We start from the raw sequence: 17,769 nt of genomic DNA, 5'->3' as shown, positions 1-17,769 counted from the left end.
AGTCCCCTCTATTTTTAATAATTATATACTTTTATAAAGTTTTCTAGCTTTATTCGTTGAGAGACATAACTGCAATCATAATATTTGTTGGTTTAAAGTTAATCAGTTGCTTGGTTGTTTTTCTAAATGCTAATAGTTAGGCAATTTACTAATCCCACAAAATTGTTTGTATAAAAGCATCTCATAGAGACAAAGGAATGAATATCTATCAATGGGCGGAAAAAAGGCTATTCCCTATTTAGTAGTTAGATGAACTATTTCAGAAATAGACAGGTAGATAGTTTTATTTTTTATATTGGACTTCAAATATTTATTGCACGTATGGTTGGTTTTAATTTGTCTAGTAGATTACATAAGAGGAAACTTATCAAGTATCATAACTAATAAAAGTATTTTGAATTACAATTTTATTCTAAAGAAAGAAAAATTAAAATATAACGAGCTAAGAGAACTTTACGGACTGAGTTTAAGGCAATAAGAATATTTATCTTTAAAATTCAAGAACTATGTATATTAATGACATCAATTCCCTGGATTTAGTAGTGAATGAAAATCAGGAATTCTACCGAGTAACAACCAATAAAAATCAGTATGTCGAAGTATTAGTAGACTTTCCTGGTAATTCAGGATTATTCACTTACCGAATACCCATTCAGTTAGAAATCAGACCTGGGGATATATTAAGTGTACCTTTTGGCTCCCAGCAATTGGGAGCGATCGCCATTCGTTTATTGGCAGAACCCAACATTGATCTAGCTCCAGACAAGATAAGGGAAGTAGAGGATGTCGTAACTTCCGGGTTTTTTGCTAGTGCTTATTGGGAATTATTAAATAGAGTAGCGTCATATTACTACACACCTTTAATTCAGGTAATCAGAGCAGCATTACCACCAGGATTATTAGGGCGATCGCAACGTCGCGTCCGCTTGATAAAAAGACAAAATGAGCAATTATCATTTGCTTTTTTAAGCCCCCCAGCGCAGCAAATTCTCCAACTACTACAATCCCAACCATCAGGAGATTATAGTTTCCATTATTTGCAACAAAAAGTTAAAGCTACTTATCGAGGGATGCGGGAATTATTACGCATAGGTTTAGTAGAAAGTTACTTAGAACCGCCCCGGACAAATCGCCCAAAATTGCAAAAAGCAGTCATATTAATTGATACAGTTGATCGTGATTTAACCAACCGTCAAAGGGAGATTTTAGAAGTATTGCGGAGACGTGGCGGTGAGCTATGGCACAGTGAATTGTTACAAATTTGTAGTACCAGTTCCTCTACCCTGAAGTCGATGGAACAAAAAGGTTACATTGCTATAGAAGAAAGAGAGGTATTGCGGACAGAACAAGGGCAAGTATTAGATTTAGATACACCGAAGTTATTAAATATTGCTCAAGAGAATGCCTTAGCAACTATCCAAAAGTTAAATGGATTTGCTCAAGTATTGTTGCACGGAGTCACAGGTTCCGGCAAAACAGAAGTATATTTACAAGCGATCGCTCCAATACTCGCACAAGGCAAATCAGCCCTAGTATTAGTCCCAGAAATCGGCCTCACACCCCAACTCACAGACCGTTTCCGCGCCCGTTTTGGCAACAATAAAATCAGCGTTTATCACAGCGCCCTCTCCGACGGTGAACGCTACGACACTTGGCGGCAAATGCTCACTGGCACGCCCCAAATTGTCATCGGCACACGTAGCGCCATCTTCGCACCCTTACCCAACTTGGGTTTAATTATCCTCGACGAAGAACACGACTCTAGCTTTAAACAAGACTCCCCCATCCCTACCTATCACGCCCGCACCGTCGCCCAATGGCGTGCAGAACTAGAAAACTGTCCCTTGGTTTTAGGTTCCGCCACACCTTCCTTAGAAAGTTGGGTAAGCGTGAGTCAACAGTCAACAGTCAACAGTCAACAGTCAACAGTCAACAGCCCTACTCTCTACTCCCCCCTGCCCGAACGTATCAACTCCCGCCCCCTACCACCAGTAGAGATAATTGATATGCGGCAAGAGTTGCAGGATGGGAATCGCTCTATATTTAGTCGGTCATTACAAGAAGCTTTACAACACCTGGAACAAACAGGAAGACAGGGAATTTTATTTATCCATCGTCGGGGACATAGTACCTTTGTGTCGTGTCGTAGTTGTGGATATGTAGTGGAGTGTCCCCACTGTGATGTATCCCTGGCGTATCACCAGACAGAAGCAGGCGCGCCTCAATTGTTGCGCTGTCATTACTGTAATTATGTAAGTGTGCATCCCAAACACTGCCCAGAATGCAGTTCACCTTACCTGAAATTTTTTGGTAGTGGTACTCAACGAGTCGCCCAGGAATTAAGCCGACAGTTTCCGGGGTTGAAATATATCCGTTTTGATAGTGACACCACCCGCAACAAAGGCGCACATCGTACCCTACTGACTCAGTTTGCCAATGGGGAAGCGAATTTATTAGTGGGGACGCAAATGTTAACTAAGGGGTTAGATTTGCCCCAGGTGACACTTGTGGGTGTTGTTGCGGCCGATGGACTGTTGAACTTGTCAGATTATCGCGCCAGTGAACGGGCATTTCAAACCCTCACGCAGGTAGCGGGTAGGGCTGGCAGAGGTGATGACCCTGGTAGGGTGATTATGCAAACTTACACACCAGAACATCCAGTAATTGAAGCAGTCAAATATCACAATTATCAATCTTTTGTGAAGGCAGAATTGGAACAACGGCAAGCCCTGAATTATCCGCCTTATGGCAGGTTAATTTTATTGCGGCTGAGTAGCTTTGATCCTATTCAAGTACAGAATACAGCTGGTGCGATCGCCACAGTCTTAAGTGCTAACCCAGGATTTGAATTATTAGGCCCAGCACCAGCTAGTGTGATGCGGGTAGCAAACCGTTATCGCTGGCAAATATTACTCAAGTTTGCCCCCGAAGCACTACCCCAATTACCAGACTGGGACGAAGTACGCCTACTTTGTCCTGATGGTGTCAGCTTAACTATAGATGTAGACCCGTTAAATATTATGTGAGGCTACAAATAGCCAGCGACCACCTGCAAACAATAATCCGCACCCAAGTACTAGCCCCAGTAAGTATAAATTCTGGCTGGTACGTTCGACTTTATCCAAGATTTCTTGGTAGGAAAGCCGATAATTTTGGATGAGGAAAAATGCTGGTGGATGAAATAGGAAGGGTAACAGACGACTAAGTACAAGTCTGAGAAAAAAGTTGATACTCCATAGCTTTGTGCGGAAGGGATTTTGACCATATTGCCAGGGAAAGGCGATTTGAGCCAGCTTGGTGACAGCTTTGACATCAGCAAGGCGCAAAGATTCATATAAAGGTAGTGCCTGCGAGAGGTTATCATGACTCTGAGCAAGCGCCTCATTCAAAACACAAACATCTTCTAACGCCGCATTTACCCCCTGTCCAATATCTGGCGGAAAGCAATGGATAGTGTCGCCTAACAACACTACCCCAACAGCAGAAGTATCTTTACTTTCCGGCTTGTGTCTCAATAAAAATTGCAATCCAGTACAGTATTGGGGTTTAGGGAAATAACCGCCTTCACTTTTGGCAAATCGGTCTGCTTCTTCAAAGGATAATATTTTACGTATGGGCAACTGGGGAAAGGATTTCTCGAAAAACCTGTAAATTGCCTCACCATCCTGCAATTGCCACACTTCATGGTCTGGTAAGGCGATTACATTCGCGGTTCTTGGTTCCTCCGGGTTTTTTACGGGTAGTAAACCGAGCCTTAAATAACGCTGGCGATTACGTAAAGCTCCCAGGACAATATAAGCCATTTCGCTCACAGCATATTCTTCACCACGATGATCCAAAGATGGCTTCGGTGGCAAGCTTAACACTTTATACCTTAAACCAGAGCTAGCGGAGAGTAACTGCTGCATCTGAAATTTGTGCAATCCAGAAGTGTCCCACTCTGCTAAAGTATTACGGACAACTGAGCGCAGACCATCACACCCAACTAAAAGACTAGGCTCAAATTTGACGAAATTATCGTTACCTACCTGAGCAAGAACTTCTAATTTCTCTACTTCATTATTGATAGCTAATTTATTAATTTTGACACACTTAGCATTGAATAGAACTTTTATATATTCGTTCCAATGCTGTTCAATCTGCTGATATAACATCCCCACAAAAGCTTTTCTGGTAATCCAATAAGCAGTTTTTCGTTGAGGGTCTATAATAGGCAACTTTGATGATTTTCTGCTGCCGTTAGGGGCAATCCTGGTTAAGTAAAATTCTTGAGATGAAACACCTAGCATTGCCAGGATAGAGGTGATTCCCAGATAATCTGTTAACTTTTGTCCCCGACCATCTATTGAATAATTAAATGACTTGTCAGGTTCATAATAATCGGCTGTGGCTCGCTGTTCCAATACAGTAATATTTTTCCAACCCCTTTTAGCTAGAATTAATGCGGTAGCAAGACCTGAAGGGCCGCCACCTATGATTAAAATATTTTGCTGATAATATTTAGGTTCATTAGCTATTAATAATTCTTGTTCTAACATATATTTTTTAGTTATATAGCAGTTATTATTTTTAGTATACTAATTCTCAAGCTGATCTAAAATTAGATCCTATTTCTCGGTATTGAAATTAAATTTCTGATTGAATAAGTGAAAATGTTAATCAAACTGAGGGTAGAGAATTTGATTTTTATCGTATTTTTTTCTTAAGTATCTATCGCAATGCGTGTAATATTATACTTACAATTTAGTTTTGAGCAAGTAAATATCACAGATTATAAAGTAGCCAATCTTGAGGATGTATTGTATAAACAAATGTATTCACAATCAAAAATATGAGTAAAAGTAAAATTTAAATATTCTTGATGGACACTTTAAACAGTATCCAAGAAATAGTAATGGTTGAAACAAGTAAGGTGTGTAGGTTGAATTGTGGTTAACCGAGAAGTTGCCAAATTGCTCACACTCTCATCAGCAAACAGGTTATTTTTTATATCTAAATAATTAACGGCATAGCACTCAATTGGAATTGGGCGTGAAATAAATGGGACAAGGTTTGTTACAAATTGGCTTAACGCTGTGCATTGTCATAGCAATTACTCCGGTTTTAGGTAGATACATAGCCCGTGTGTTCTTGGGAGAAAGAACAATACTTGATCGTGTAATGAATCCCATAGAGCGCAGTGTCTATGTAATATCAGGTGTCCGTCCTAAAGATGAGATGACTGGTTGGCAGTATATCCGCGCAATACTATACACCAATTTGTTCATGGGAATTTTAGTATATTCGTTGATATATTTTCAGAGGTTATTACCTTGGAATCCCAACGGTTTAGGTGTGCCTAGCTGGGATATCGTCCTGCATACAGTAATTTCATTTGTCACCAATACTGATCAACAACACTACGCAGGCGAAACAACCCTCAGTTACTTCTCCCAAGTAGCAGCCTTGGGATTTTTGATGTTTACCTCAGCCGCCACTGGTTTAGCTGTGGGTATTGCCTTTATCCGTGGCTTAACAGGCAGAAAACTGGGGAACTACTATGTTGACCTTACCCGTGGGATCACTAGAATATTATTGCCCATCTCGGTAATTGGTGCGATCGCCTTAGTTTTGTTAGGTGTACCGCAAACAATCGGTGAAACCTTGACCATTACTACCTTAGAGGGAGGAACCCAGTACATTGCTAGAGGCCCAGTAGCATCCTTTGAGATGATCAAAATGTTGGGAGAAAACGGCGGCGGTTTTTTTGCAGCTAACTCCGCCCACCCCTTTGAAAATCCCAACGGCTTGACTAACTTAATTGAAACCATCGCCATGATTGCGATCCCCGCAGCCATGATTTATACCTATGGTGTATTTGCCAAAAACATCAAACAAGCTTGGCTATTATTCTGGATGGTATTTGTTGTCTTTGTAATCCTGGTATGGGTAGCCGCAGGTGGCGAACTCCAAGGAAACCCGTTAGTTAATAACACTTTAGGAATCGAACAGCCCAATTTAGAAGGCAAAGAAGTCCGTTTTGGTTGGGCGGAAACGGCACTTTGGGCAGTCATGACAACCGCTACCATGTGCGGTGCAGTCAATGGAATGCACGATTCCTTAATGCCTCAAGGGCTATTTGCCACTTTATTTAACTTATTCTTGCAAATTATTTGGGGTGGTCAGGGAACCGGCACTGCTTACCTATTCATTTACCTGATTCTCACCGTATTCCTCACCGGACTCATGGTAGGACGTACCCCAGAAATTTTCGGACGCAAAATCGAAAAGCGAGAAATAGTTCTCGCCAGCCTCATATTACTGATTCACCCCATAGTAGTCTTAATTCCCAGTGCGATCGCTTTAGCTTATCCGTTCTCACTTTCCGGCATCAGTAACCCCAGCTTCCACGGTATTTCCCAAGTAGTTTACGAATACGCCTCAGCTAGTGCTAACAATGGTTCCGGTTTGGAAGGATTGACAGACAATAGCCTGTGGTGGAATCTCAGCACCAGCGTCAGCATTCTCATAGGCCGCTACGTCCCCATCGTTGCCATGCTGCTACTTGCTGATAGTATGTCTCGTAAGCAAACCGTACCCCAAACCCCAGGAACTCTCAAAACCGATTCCTTGCTATTTACCACCGTTACCGCCGGTATAGTGTTGATATTGGGGGTTTTGACATTCTTTCCCGTTCTAGCCTTAGGCCCCATCGCCGAAGGTTTTAAACTAGCCTCTGGTAGCTAGAAGCGGCAGGGGGCAGGGGACGCAGGAGAGGTAGGGGAGGCAGGGGAAGTAAAAAAGAATAACTATGGACTATTAACTATTGACTATTGACCAATGACAACTGACAACTGACAACTGACAATCGACTATTGAATTGTATATGAACCCAGTGGCACCTACCCCGAAAGCTAAACCCCCCCGCAATCGTCCCAGCGATCGCCGACAAGCACGTAAGAAAGCTAGAATCAAAACCAAAGGAATTTACCCCAGGGCAATTAAGGATGCGTTTGTTAAACTCAATCCCAAATCTGCCATTAAAAACCCAGTCATGTTTGTGGTTTGGGTAGCAACACTTGTTACCTTAGCAGTGACTATTAATCCCGACTTATTCGGCCCAAACCAACAGAAAAATCCCCATCTTTTCAACGGGTTATTAACTGGGATTTTGTTCTTTACTGTTTGGTTTGCCAACTTTGCCGAAGCCGTCGCCGAGGGTAGAGGTAAAGCCCAAGCCGATACATTGCGCTCAACTAAATCAGAAGCGATCGCCAAACAACTCTCTCCTGATGGCACAATTAGAGAAGTCCCTTCTACTAACCTCAAACAAGGCGACACTGTATATGTAGTAGCTGGCGATATCATTCCCGCCGATGGGGAAGTAATTATGGGTGTCGCCTCCGTCGATGAATCAGCAATTACTGGGGAATCTGCCCCAGTCCTCAAAGAATCAGGCTCAGATGTTGCCAGTTCCGTCACTGGTGGGACACGCATCATTTCCGATGAACTTATTGTCAGGGTGACATCTGACCCAGGTAAAGGTTTTATTGACCGAATGATTGCCTTAGTGGAAGGTGCAGAACGCAGCAAAACACCTAATGAAGTCGCGTTGACAGTCTTATTGGCAGTTTTGAGCTTGGTATTTCTATTTGTGATTGCCACCTTACCTGCATTTGCCTACTATGCTGATACACCAGTTAATGTCCCGACTTTAATTGCCTTATTAGTAGCATTGATCCCCACCACCATCGGCGGGTTACTCAGCGCTATTGGCATCGCTGGTATGGATAGAGTGGCTCAATTTAACGTCATCGCCACCTCTGGACGGGCAGTAGAAGCCTGTGGTGATATTAATACTCTGGTGTTAGATAAAACTGGTACTATCACCTTAGGTAATCGCTTGGCTGAAGAGTTTATTCCTATTAATGGTTACTCTGTAGAACAATTAGCCAGCGTTGCTTGGGCTGCTAGTGTTTTTGACGATACGCCAGAAGGTAAATCAATTGTCCGTCTAGCTGAGAAATTAGGTATCAGGTATGACCTTGATCCCAACCTAGCCCAAGCAGTAGAATTTTCTGCTAAAACACGGATGAGTGGTACTAATTTACCTGGTGGACGGGAAGCGCGGAAGGGAGCAGTCGGTGCGATTCAAGGATTTGTACGTTCTCGTAATGGGCAAACTATCCCAGAATTAGATGCAGCCTATGAGCGAGTTTCCCAACAGGGAGGTACACCCCTAGCAGTTTGCCTAGATAACGAAATTTATGGTGTCATTTACCTAAAAGACATTGTTAAATCTGGGATTCGAGAAAGATTTGACCAGTTGCGGCGCATGGGTGTACGTACCATTATGCTCACTGGTGATAACCACATCACAGCCTCTGTCATCGCCCAAGAAGCCGGAGTTGATGACTTTATCGCCGAGGCCACACCAGAAGATAAAATCAGCGTCATTCAACGAGAACAAGCACAAGGCAAACTCGTAGCCATGACGGGAGATGGAACCAACGATGCACCAGCCCTAGCCCAAGCTAATGTTGGTGTAGCCATGAACACGGGAACCCAAGCCGCCAAGGAAGCTGCCAACATGGTAGATTTGGACTCAGACCCCACAAAACTGATTGATATTGTCAGTATTGGTAAACAATTGCTGATTACCCGTGGTGCGTTGACTACATTTTCTATTGCTAATGATATTGCTAAATACTTTGCCATTATTCCGGTTATCTTTGCGGCGGCTAATCTGCAAAGCCTGAATATTATGAATTTGACTAGTACTAATTCTGCTGTGCTGTCGGCTCTGATTTACAACGCCTTAATTATTCCGGCTCTCATACCCTTAGCTTTAAAAGGTGTAGAGTTTAGACCATTAACAGCCAATCAGTTACTCCAACGTAATATTCTCATTTATGGCTTAGGTGGAGTGATTGCACCGTTTATCGCTATTAAATTGATAGATATATTAATTACTCTCGTTGGGTTGGCATGAAAAAATGATTCGAGATGGTGCAGGGGGGAGAGAAGAAAACTAATGACAACTGACAACTAACTAAATAATTTAAGCGGGTATATAAGAAAAAGTATGAAAAAAGGAATTGATGGATATGACAAGTTTTTCATGGTGGATCTGATACAGGCGATTACCTCAGGTTTTTCGGAGATCATCGCCTATATTTGGTCAAGATTGCCAAAAAAACAGCTAACATTAGCGATCGCTCTTATTTTAGGTTTCCATCTCATCATTAACCCAAGAGTCTATGCAGCTACTAGTATTACGCTAAATCAAAACTCCGCCTGGGCTTTTGGTATTTTAGGGGCGGTGATTGCCGGACTTATTATTTACTTATTTGTCGTCGTTTTTCAACCAGAGCGATTTTAATAATCGTAACAAAGCTAGGGTAAATCTACATCTACAAAATCTAAAATTGAATTTTGATAGTAACGGAAAAATGTTATGAGGAAATTTGGGTTTAAGGGAAATCCAACAAAGAAATTATTTCATTTAAAGTTGTTGACTGTTGACTGTTAACCGTCAACGGTCAACAATCTCAATAGAATATTTTTTACTTGGAAGTACTTAAAACCGAATGCAAAAGTGGGTGACTGTTTTTAATTTTGAACTTTGAATTTTGAATTTTGAGTTGATTTATATGTCTTTTATTCGAGAAATTCTGAGAGCAATTCGTATTACTCTAATCTTCTGGTTGGTGACAGCCATTATTTATCCTCTCGCTATTTTAGTAGTTGGGCAAGGTTTATTTCCCATCCAAGCTAACGGTAGCATCATGGAAAATATCGAAGGAACACCAATAGGTTCCAGCTTAATTAGTCAAGTATTCACTTCCGAAAAATATTTTCACAGTCGTCCCAGCGCAGTTAGATATAGTCAAGGCAGAAAAGCTAAACCAACAGGTATATCTGGTGGTAGCAATCTAGCTCCTAGTAACCCTGCATTACTTGAGCGCATCATTGAGGAAGCAAATCAACTCCGCGATGATAATATTCAACCTATTGCCGATTTAATCTATAGTTCTGGTTCAGGCTTAGATCCCCATATTTCTGTTCAAGCTGCAAGACAACAGTTAGAGAGAGTTGCTCGCGCCCGTGGTGTTCAACCAGATGAAATTCTTCTAGCAATTAATAAGTTCACTGATGGTAGATTTTTAGGAATTTTTGGTGAACCAGGAGTTAATGTTCTGCGATTAAATTATGCTCTCGATTTGCAAGATATTAATCGTCAACAAAACTGAAAGTTAACTGTTAACAGTTAACTGTTGACGGTTATAGCGGTAGCCAGATAGATTAGGACATCAAGCTAAGATCAAACGCTTACCACACAAGGCTTTCAAGTCTATCAACAGTCAACAGTCAACAGCCATAACTTTGGATTTCTAAATATTGACCAATTCCTATGTATCCAGTAAAGCGGGGCAAACATAAAATTTTTATTGGTATGGCTCCGGGTGTAGGGAAAACTTACCGGATGCTAGAAGAAGCACAGGCTCTTAAACAAGAAGGAATTGATGTTGTTATTGATCTGTTGGAAACTCACGGACGCAAAGAGACAGCCGATAAAGCCGCAGGACTAGAAATTGTTCCACGTCAGCAAATAGCCAGAGGTGGACTAACACTCACTGAAATGGATACAGATGCTATTTTAAAGCGATGTCTATCGACAAGCCGCTATGGGTCTATACCCCAGTTAGTATTAGTTGATGAACTAGCTCACACAAACGTCCCTGGTTCACCACGAGAAAAACGCTATGAAGATGTAGAAGTAATCTTAGCCGCCGGTATTGATGTCTACTCCACCATGAATGTGCAGCATTTGGAAAGTCTCAATGATGTGGTAGCGAAAATAACTAGTGTGGTTGTCAGAGAGCGTGTACCCGACAGGATTCTGAAAGAAGCCGATGAAGTTGTGGTTGTAGATGTTACACCGGAAACCTTACAAGAAAGGTTAATAGAAGGGAAAATTTACGCACCACAAAAAATTCAACAGTCCCTAGATAACTTTTTTCAACGTCGTAACCTCATTGCTTTGCGGGAATTGGCTTTGCGGGAAGTAGCAGACAATGTAGAAGAAGAAGCGATACCTGGAGTAAACGCCACTACGCCCAATGGACAATTCTGTAATATTCACGAACGAGTTTTAGTGTGCGTCTCTACCTATCCCCAATCCTTACAGCTGTTGCGTCGGGGTGCAAGACTCGCTAATTACATGAATGCACCCTTATATGTAGTATTTGTTGCTGATCCTGAACACTTCCTCACCAAAGAAGAAAGCCTACACATCGACACCTGTGAGAAATTATGTAAAGAATTTGCAGGTATTTTTATTCGCGTGACTAGTGGTGATGTTGGTAAAGCGATCGCCCAGGTCGCAGAACAATATCGTATTACACAAATCGTCATCGGTGAAAGTCAGCGATCGCGCTGGCAAATTCTCCTCAAAGGTTCTTTAACGCACAAGTTAGTCCGCTTGCTAAAAAACATCGATTTACACATCATTGCTACTGAAAAAACACCTTCAACCAGGCGCTAAAAAAAATTTCACCATCCCCAACTACCAGGGATACCCTTAAAGGGGCCGACAACATCTTTTGTGATCCAACCACCATAAAAATTCCCTGGTTGTGGTTCCACCTGATCGCCATCAACATAGCAAGCATCCATAAGATGGGCATAAAATGCGACATGATCTTGCAGCGATGCAAATGCTGTTGTCGGATTGGGGTAGAACCATGCTGCATTTTGCACTTCTTTATCCCCCACACGGATTGTATAGTAGCCGGCTAATCCTTTCCACTCACAAAAACTTGATTGTTGTGTAGGGATGAGGTGTTCCATTTTGATATCCCCTGGAGGAATGTAATAGGAAGGCGGATGGCTTGTCTCTAAAACACGCTTGGCATTTTGGGTATCGGCGATGATTACCCCATTAAAAATTATCTGAATATGTTTGCTTGTGTCTTCCAAGCGAGGGGGACGAGGATAGTCCCAAACAGATTCTTGTCCCGGTTGAGGTTCAATACGTTGAGGATACATCAGCTTATATCAATTCAAAATTCAAAATTAGGAAAGCCCAAACAGGATAAGGGTCAACTGTCAACTGTCAACACCAAAAGATGTGTAAATTCAATACCTGACATCTTAACTATTTAACGCACCTGTTTTAAACTATCAACTTGATTAGTAAACATTTCCGTAAACAGACTCATGACTGTGCGTTCTTCCCTGACTTTGATATTAGCGCTGATTGACATACCCGACTGCAAGGAAATCTGCTTATCTTGAACTTGTAAGTATTGTTGATTGAGTTTGATTCTGGCAGGGAAGCGGTAAAACTTATATATTTCATCTGGTGGCAAAGCATCTGAGCCAATATTAATTATTTCACCTTTGATATCACCAAACTGGCTGAAAGGAAAAGAGTCAATTCTGACATCTACTTTCATTCCTTTGCGGACAAAGCCAATATCTTTATTGGTGATGAAAACCTCAGCAATAAAGTTTTCATTAGGGACAATTTGCAATAATTTTTGTGTAGGATTCGCCACAAATCCAGGATTATTTGCTTGCAAATCGAAGATTGTACCAGCTACAGGCGCGCGTAATTCTTGATATTTAAGTTCCTGTCGGGCTTGAGAAATTCTGCTTGTGATATCGGCTAAATTGCGTTCATTATCTAGGACAATTCTCATGAATTGACTATCAATTTCTGCAATGCGTTTTTTGTTATCGGCAATTTTCTCTAAAATATTTTTATCAGTGTTGGCGACAGTATTAGTAACTTGCTGCTGGTTTTTTTCAATATCAAATTGCAGGCGTTTCTGTTCTTCAACTAATTGGGCGACTTCTGCTGCTGTAGTCTGTACCTGCTGTTGTTGATTGAGATACTGTAGCTGAGAAATACCACCTTCTTCTGCTAGGATTTTAATCTTATCTAAAATCTTTTGTTGGATTGCCAAGCTAGATTGAGTATCTTGAAGTTTTACCGTTGTTTGAGTTAGTTGTTTTTGAATTTTGGCAACTTCTAGTCCTGCGGCGGCTGCACGAGAATCTAATTCAGTTTTGGCAGCTTTTAGCTGTTTTTGTTCATCACTATCTAAACCTATACCCGTCGTAGCATTATCTAATTGAGTACGCAGCAATTCATTTTCTGCAACTAATGCCGCACGACTTCTCAACAGAAAAGTTGCTTCTTGTGGCAACCGACTACGAACAAATTCTAGTTCAGAAGCAATACCACCTGTTGATCTCATCAAGCGGCGATATGTCTGATTTTCTTGAGTTAAGGCTCGTCTAACTTTTTCTAATGAATTTAACTGGGCGACGGTGGTAACTTGATCAAAGGTTAATAGTAGCTGACCTTTATTAACTGTCTCTCCATTTTTAACAAAAACCTCCCTCACTACACCATTCACTGGTGCTTGTACTTCTTTAACTGTACCTTCTGGTTTCAGTTGACCAGTAGCTGGTACTACCTGTTCAATTTTGGCAAAATATGCCCAACCAATACCCACACAAGCTAACCCTATCAGGGTCAGCATAATTGTGCGTGACCAAATAGGAGATTGGCGCAGTACGACAGATTGCTCAAAGTCATTTTGATTAAATTTCACTAAAGCTTTGCTTGTCTCTGGTGAAGCTTGATCATCAATTTTGACAATCTTATTTTGCTTCCCATTATTATTACCATTACGGCGATCGCTATTGAGTTGAGTCATAGTAGTTTTGCAGAAGGGACTGGGGATTGGGGACTGGGGATTGGGAATAACCAATTACAAATTTACTTCCTGTTGTTGGTACAGGTAAAAATAATGACCTTTAGCCGCCATTAATTCTTGGTGGCTTCCTTGTTCTATAACTTTTCCTGCATCCATAACGACAATCATGTCTGCATGACTGACAGTGTTGAGTCGGTGGGTGATAAAGAATACTGTGCTACCTTGAAAGGCTTTAGCTAAGTTGAGGCAAACTTGTCGTTCTGTAGGATAGTCTAAAGCGCTGGTAGCTTCGTCTAATACTAATAGTTTAGGTCTTTGGAGAACAGAACGGGCGATCGCTATTCTCTGTCTTTGTCCCCCAGAAAGTCCAGCCCCACGCTCCCCTACACGGGTATTATAACCATTGGGTAAGCTCATAATAAATTCGTGGGCTGCTGCTACTCGCGCCGCTTCAATAATTTCGTCGGTGCTAGCATCAGGGTTTGTCAGGGCAATATTTTCCTGCACTGTCCCGTCAAATAACAGGGTTTCTTGGGGTACTACACCAACTTGGCGGCGTAATGAATATAGCTCTACTTTGGCAATATCGTAACCATCAATTAAAATTCTGCCGGACTCTACGTCGTACAAGCGCAGCAGTAATTTCATCATCGTACTTTTACCGGAGCCGCTTTGTCCGACTATACCGATAAATTTCCCTGTGGGAATTTCTAAATTGACGTTGGATAGTTGTAAAGGGCCACTGGGTGCGAACCTAAAGGAAATATTCTCGTATTTAACAGACCCTTGAATTTCCGGTAAGGGAATATTGTAGCGGTCAATTTCGGCTTCTTGGGGCGTATCAACGATATCGCTCAACCGTTCTAGGGATAATGCTGTTTCTTGGAAGCTTTGCCAAAGTTGAGCTAGGCGTAAAATTGGGCTGGTGACATAACCGGAGATAATTCTAAAGGCGATTAATTCCCCTAAAGTTAGTTCACCTTGGAGTACCAAATAAGCACCTACCCACAACACAAGTAAACTGCTGAGTTTGTTGAGAAATTGACTGGTAGAGTTAGCGAGTGTTGATGTGATGACATTTTTAAACCCTGCTGCTACATATCGAGCATACCGTTCTTGCCAGGAAAAGCGCGATCGCAATTCAATATTTTGCGCCTTCACCGTCTGAATCCCAGACATCACCTCAACTAAATAGGATTGGGTTTCTGAGTTGCGTTCAGCTTTAGAACGTAACTGTCTACTTACCGTTGGCGATGCAATTAAGGTGATAACGATAAATATGGGAATCGTCCCTAAACCAACTAAGGTAAGTTGCCAGCTATAAAACAGCATGACAATGATATAAACTACGGAAAATACCGCATCTAAACCTACTGTCAAGGCTGTCCCAGTAAGAAACTGACGAATATTTTCTAATTCGTTGATGCGGGTAGCGAGTTCACCCACCGGACGCTTTTCAAAGTAGCGTAGTGGTAGCCGTAATAGGTGGTCAATAATTTCTGAACCCAAACCCATATCGATACGGTTGGTAGTATCGACAAATAAGTAAGTCCTTAAGGTGGTGAGGACTGCTTCAAATACTCCAACGGCTAACAGCAAAACTCCCAAAACATTCAGGGTGCTAATACTGTTTTGGACGATGACTTTATCAATGATGAGCTGAATAACTAAGGGATTGGCTAACGCCGCTAACTGAACAAAGAAAGAAGCGATAAAAACTTCAATCAAAACTCGGCGATAGCGAGATAAATAAGGTATGAACCAACGTAAACCAAAGCGTTCTTGTGGTGTTTCTTTGGTAGCAGACAACAGCAATACCCTAATTTGTGGGGGATAACTGTCTTCGACAATATCTAAATGCTCAAGTATCTGGGAGGGTTTGCAGCGTACTATCCCTTGGGATGGCACACCTAAAACTACATTATTGGCATCGGCCGCATACAAAACCGCATAACCATCACCATAACGGACTAAGGCCGGTGTAGGAACACGGGTAATAGCCGCCGCCGGTAAATCAACTAGATTGGCTTTGAGTCCAATTAACTCGGAGAGATAAGCGCAAGCAGGGAAGGAGATGGTTCCTTGACGTTTAATTTGCTCATTCAAAATGCGGCGCACTACTTCTTTGCGGAAGGGAATTTGTAAGTGCTTGGTGAGCATTTGAAAACAAGCAAAGGTAGAATTTAATTCACCTTTACCCCGAACAAAAGGAAATTTTTGTCTTGGTTTAGCGTTGCTGGGAACAGCAGGTGACTGGGGAAGTTCTTCTTCGCTAGCGTAGGGAATATCTAAAGTTTCTGTAATTTTGGGCGAACTATCATAGACGGTAAGTTCTCCACCAGGGTGATAATCGTTCTCTAAAAACAATAAATCTACAGGCTCTAAACCAACTAACCGCGCCGGACTTTCTCCCTGGACTTCAATTACCCGATTTCCATCACTAGGTTCTAGGCGAGAACCTATGGGGTAATTTGTCACTGTTCCGCCACTCACAAACCAAATGCTTTCACTGTCTAATTGATGGAAGAAATTTCTTCCTGGTGGGAGGTAATCTATTTTGGCATTTTCTAGAGCTTGTGCAGCCCGTTCATCAAGGTTACTAATCACGTTAGCTTGGTTAGCTAACTGGGAACTCAAAACATCGAAAACCTCGATGATGTAACTTTGATTTTGGCGTGCGTGAGCAAAACCTGGGTACGACTCCAACAAACGTAAGTAATGTGTAGCATTTAAGGTTAAGCCTATCACTTCATCGGCAGAGGCGATCGCAGTTTCACAAGCCACATCCCGCAATAACCCAATTTCACCAATGATTTCCCCCGGTTTCATCAACTTTAGGGTTGTGGGAACTTGCGTTTGCGGATCAAATCCTAGCAGCCGCACTTGACCTTCATAAATAATTGTTACTCGTTCTGGCGTTCTTTCTTTGCCAATAATTTTTTGACCAATGCGATAGCGAAATGGCTGTAAATTGTCGAGGATTTGAGTCAGTTCCTCACTTGGTAACTGGTCAAAACCCTCAATGGTGAAAAGAAATTCTTGAAAGGCGCTCTTAATATAAGTCATTTTTAATTCAGTTAACTAATTTATCTATACTTGAGCCAGCTTTAGTCAGTTTTTACTACAAAGACAAAATTTAAAGTTTTTCCATTTAATTTATACATAGCTTTTGGTTCACTACCAAGACAAAAGTGTAATTTGTCTTATTAAACTTATCTATGTTTAAAGAATTTTACTGAGAACTTAGTAGACTAAACCGAAATTATTCATATCAAAATTTATACTTTTTATCTAAACAACTGTACCGTATATATACATAAACTAGCAAGATTTAATTGTTAGTGGCTATTACATAAATGCACCAGAAATTTTATCAGTAAATACCCAAAGTAAAATTACCATTATTTTGCCAACCCATAAATACTTGGGCTTAGATACTTAACTTTATTTTTCGATTTATACGAAATTTTCTGATTTAGCCTTGGAGACATAGTCGCAGTTAGTTTTGACAGCGAAAAAGTCTCTAGGATACTAGAATACCACTAAGGTAGTGTATTATTACTTATTTCATTAAAATAATTGTACTTTTTTATGCAACTTATTTATCCACTTTACGTAATCATCAGAGCTTGTAAATTCAGAAATTATACGGTAAATGATTCTTAATCAAAGGAAATTCGGCTGGTGATAAATCAAACAAAACTAAAAGTAGTTAGTCATTAACAAACTAGGGACGCACACCATGAAAATTTCTAATTCACGCTATATGTGAATTAACGTGAGTCTCTGTTGGAGACTCACGTTGAATTAGGATAACTAACCCACCACACTGACAGCAAAAACAAAGTCAGTCACAGTCAGACTAGTTGAAGTAATTCCTTGCAATGTCACTAACTCAGTCGCGCCTAGCTTCACCAAAGTATCAGCACCTTGCTTTAACAGACTTAAAGCACTAAATTGTGTCACACCAACTCCACCCAGTCCAATTTTGTCAACACCGACAGCGAAGTCTGTCACAGTATTCTTACTAGTTGGTAAACTACCATTAGCAATCCAA

General features: G+C 41.3%; 11 protein-coding genes. 6 read left to right on the top strand and 5 right to left on the bottom strand.

Going from position 1 to position 17,769, the window contains the following annotated elements; all coding sequences use genetic code 11:
• The first annotated feature begins 506 nt into the window (after window positions 1-506).
• The gene (priA, locus tag H6G14_RS21815; protein ID WP_190569564.1) at window positions 507-3,026 is read left to right on the top strand and encodes a primosomal protein N'; all 2,520 of its coding nucleotides are present in this window, start codon (window positions 507-509) and stop codon (window positions 3,024-3,026) included.
• Here the strand turns inward: priA and H6G14_RS21810 are convergent.
• Window positions 3,012-4,538: an FAD-dependent oxidoreductase gene (locus H6G14_RS21810; protein ID WP_190569562.1), complete on the bottom strand. Its 1,527-nt coding sequence runs from the start codon at window positions 4,536-4,538 to the stop codon at window positions 3,012-3,014. The two genes, priA and H6G14_RS21810, sit on opposite strands and share 15 nt — an antisense overlap.
• Before the next feature lie 502 nt (window positions 4,539-5,040).
• Between H6G14_RS21810 and kdpA the strand changes: the two genes are divergently transcribed.
• The 5 genes from kdpA to H6G14_RS21785 all read left to right on the top strand — a co-directional run bounded on the left by kdpA (window position 5,041) and on the right by H6G14_RS21785 (window position 11,527).
• The gene (kdpA, locus tag H6G14_RS21805) at window positions 5,041-6,726 is read left to right on the top strand and encodes a potassium-transporting ATPase subunit KdpA (protein ID WP_190569560.1); all 1,686 of its coding nucleotides are present in this window, start codon (window positions 5,041-5,043) and stop codon (window positions 6,724-6,726) included.
• Window positions 6,727-6,865: 139 nt separating this feature from the next.
• Window positions 6,866-8,971: a potassium-transporting ATPase subunit KdpB gene (kdpB, locus tag H6G14_RS21800; RefSeq protein WP_190569558.1), complete on the top strand. Its 2,106-nt coding sequence runs from the start codon at window positions 6,866-6,868 to the stop codon at window positions 8,969-8,971.
• Window positions 8,972-9,064: 93 nt separating this feature from the next.
• Complete coding sequence (kdpF, locus tag H6G14_RS21795; RefSeq protein ID WP_190569556.1) at window positions 9,065-9,361, top strand: K(+)-transporting ATPase subunit F; 297 nt, start codon at window positions 9,065-9,067, stop codon at window positions 9,359-9,361.
• 271 nt (window positions 9,362-9,632) lie between these two features.
• Window positions 9,633-10,232: a K(+)-transporting ATPase subunit C gene (gene kdpC / locus H6G14_RS21790; protein WP_190569553.1), complete on the top strand. Its 600-nt coding sequence runs from the start codon at window positions 9,633-9,635 to the stop codon at window positions 10,230-10,232.
• 161 nt (window positions 10,233-10,393) lie between these two features.
• Window positions 10,394-11,527 (top strand): universal stress protein, encoded by a 1,134-nt coding sequence (locus tag H6G14_RS21785; RefSeq protein ID WP_190569551.1) that lies wholly within the window; start codon window positions 10,394-10,396, stop codon window positions 11,525-11,527.
• Window positions 11,528-11,535: 8 nt separating this feature from the next.
• Here H6G14_RS21785 and H6G14_RS21780 read toward each other — a convergent pair whose 3' ends face one another.
• The 4 genes from H6G14_RS21780 to H6G14_RS21765 form a co-directional block, all read right to left on the bottom strand.
• Window positions 11,536-12,030, bottom strand: coding sequence for a DUF427 domain-containing protein (locus tag H6G14_RS21780; RefSeq protein ID WP_190569549.1), 495 nt, complete (start codon window positions 12,028-12,030; stop codon window positions 11,536-11,538).
• A 113-nt stretch (window positions 12,031-12,143) separates the two neighbouring features.
• Window positions 12,144-13,712 (bottom strand): beta-barrel domain-containing protein, encoded by a 1,569-nt coding sequence (locus H6G14_RS21775; RefSeq protein WP_190569548.1) that lies wholly within the window; start codon window positions 13,710-13,712, stop codon window positions 12,144-12,146.
• Window positions 13,713-13,766: 54 nt separating this feature from the next.
• Window positions 13,767-16,778, bottom strand: a complete 3,012-nt coding sequence (locus H6G14_RS21770) for a peptidase domain-containing ABC transporter (RefSeq protein ID WP_190569546.1) — start codon at window positions 16,776-16,778, stop codon at window positions 13,767-13,769.
• Between the two features lie 750 nt (window positions 16,779-17,528).
• Window positions 17,529-17,769, bottom strand: a 241-nt coding sequence (locus H6G14_RS21765) for a hypothetical protein (RefSeq protein ID WP_190569544.1), incomplete at its 5' end; no start/stop codon positions are given.

This window comes from Nostoc parmelioides FACHB-3921 (assembly GCF_014696625.1).
Classification (GTDB): Bacteria; Cyanobacteriota; Cyanobacteriia; order Cyanobacteriales; family Nostocaceae; genus Trichormus; species Trichormus parmelioides.
The sequence above is the reverse complement of the archived record's forward strand: the minus strand, read 5'-3'. Positions and strand labels throughout refer to the sequence as shown.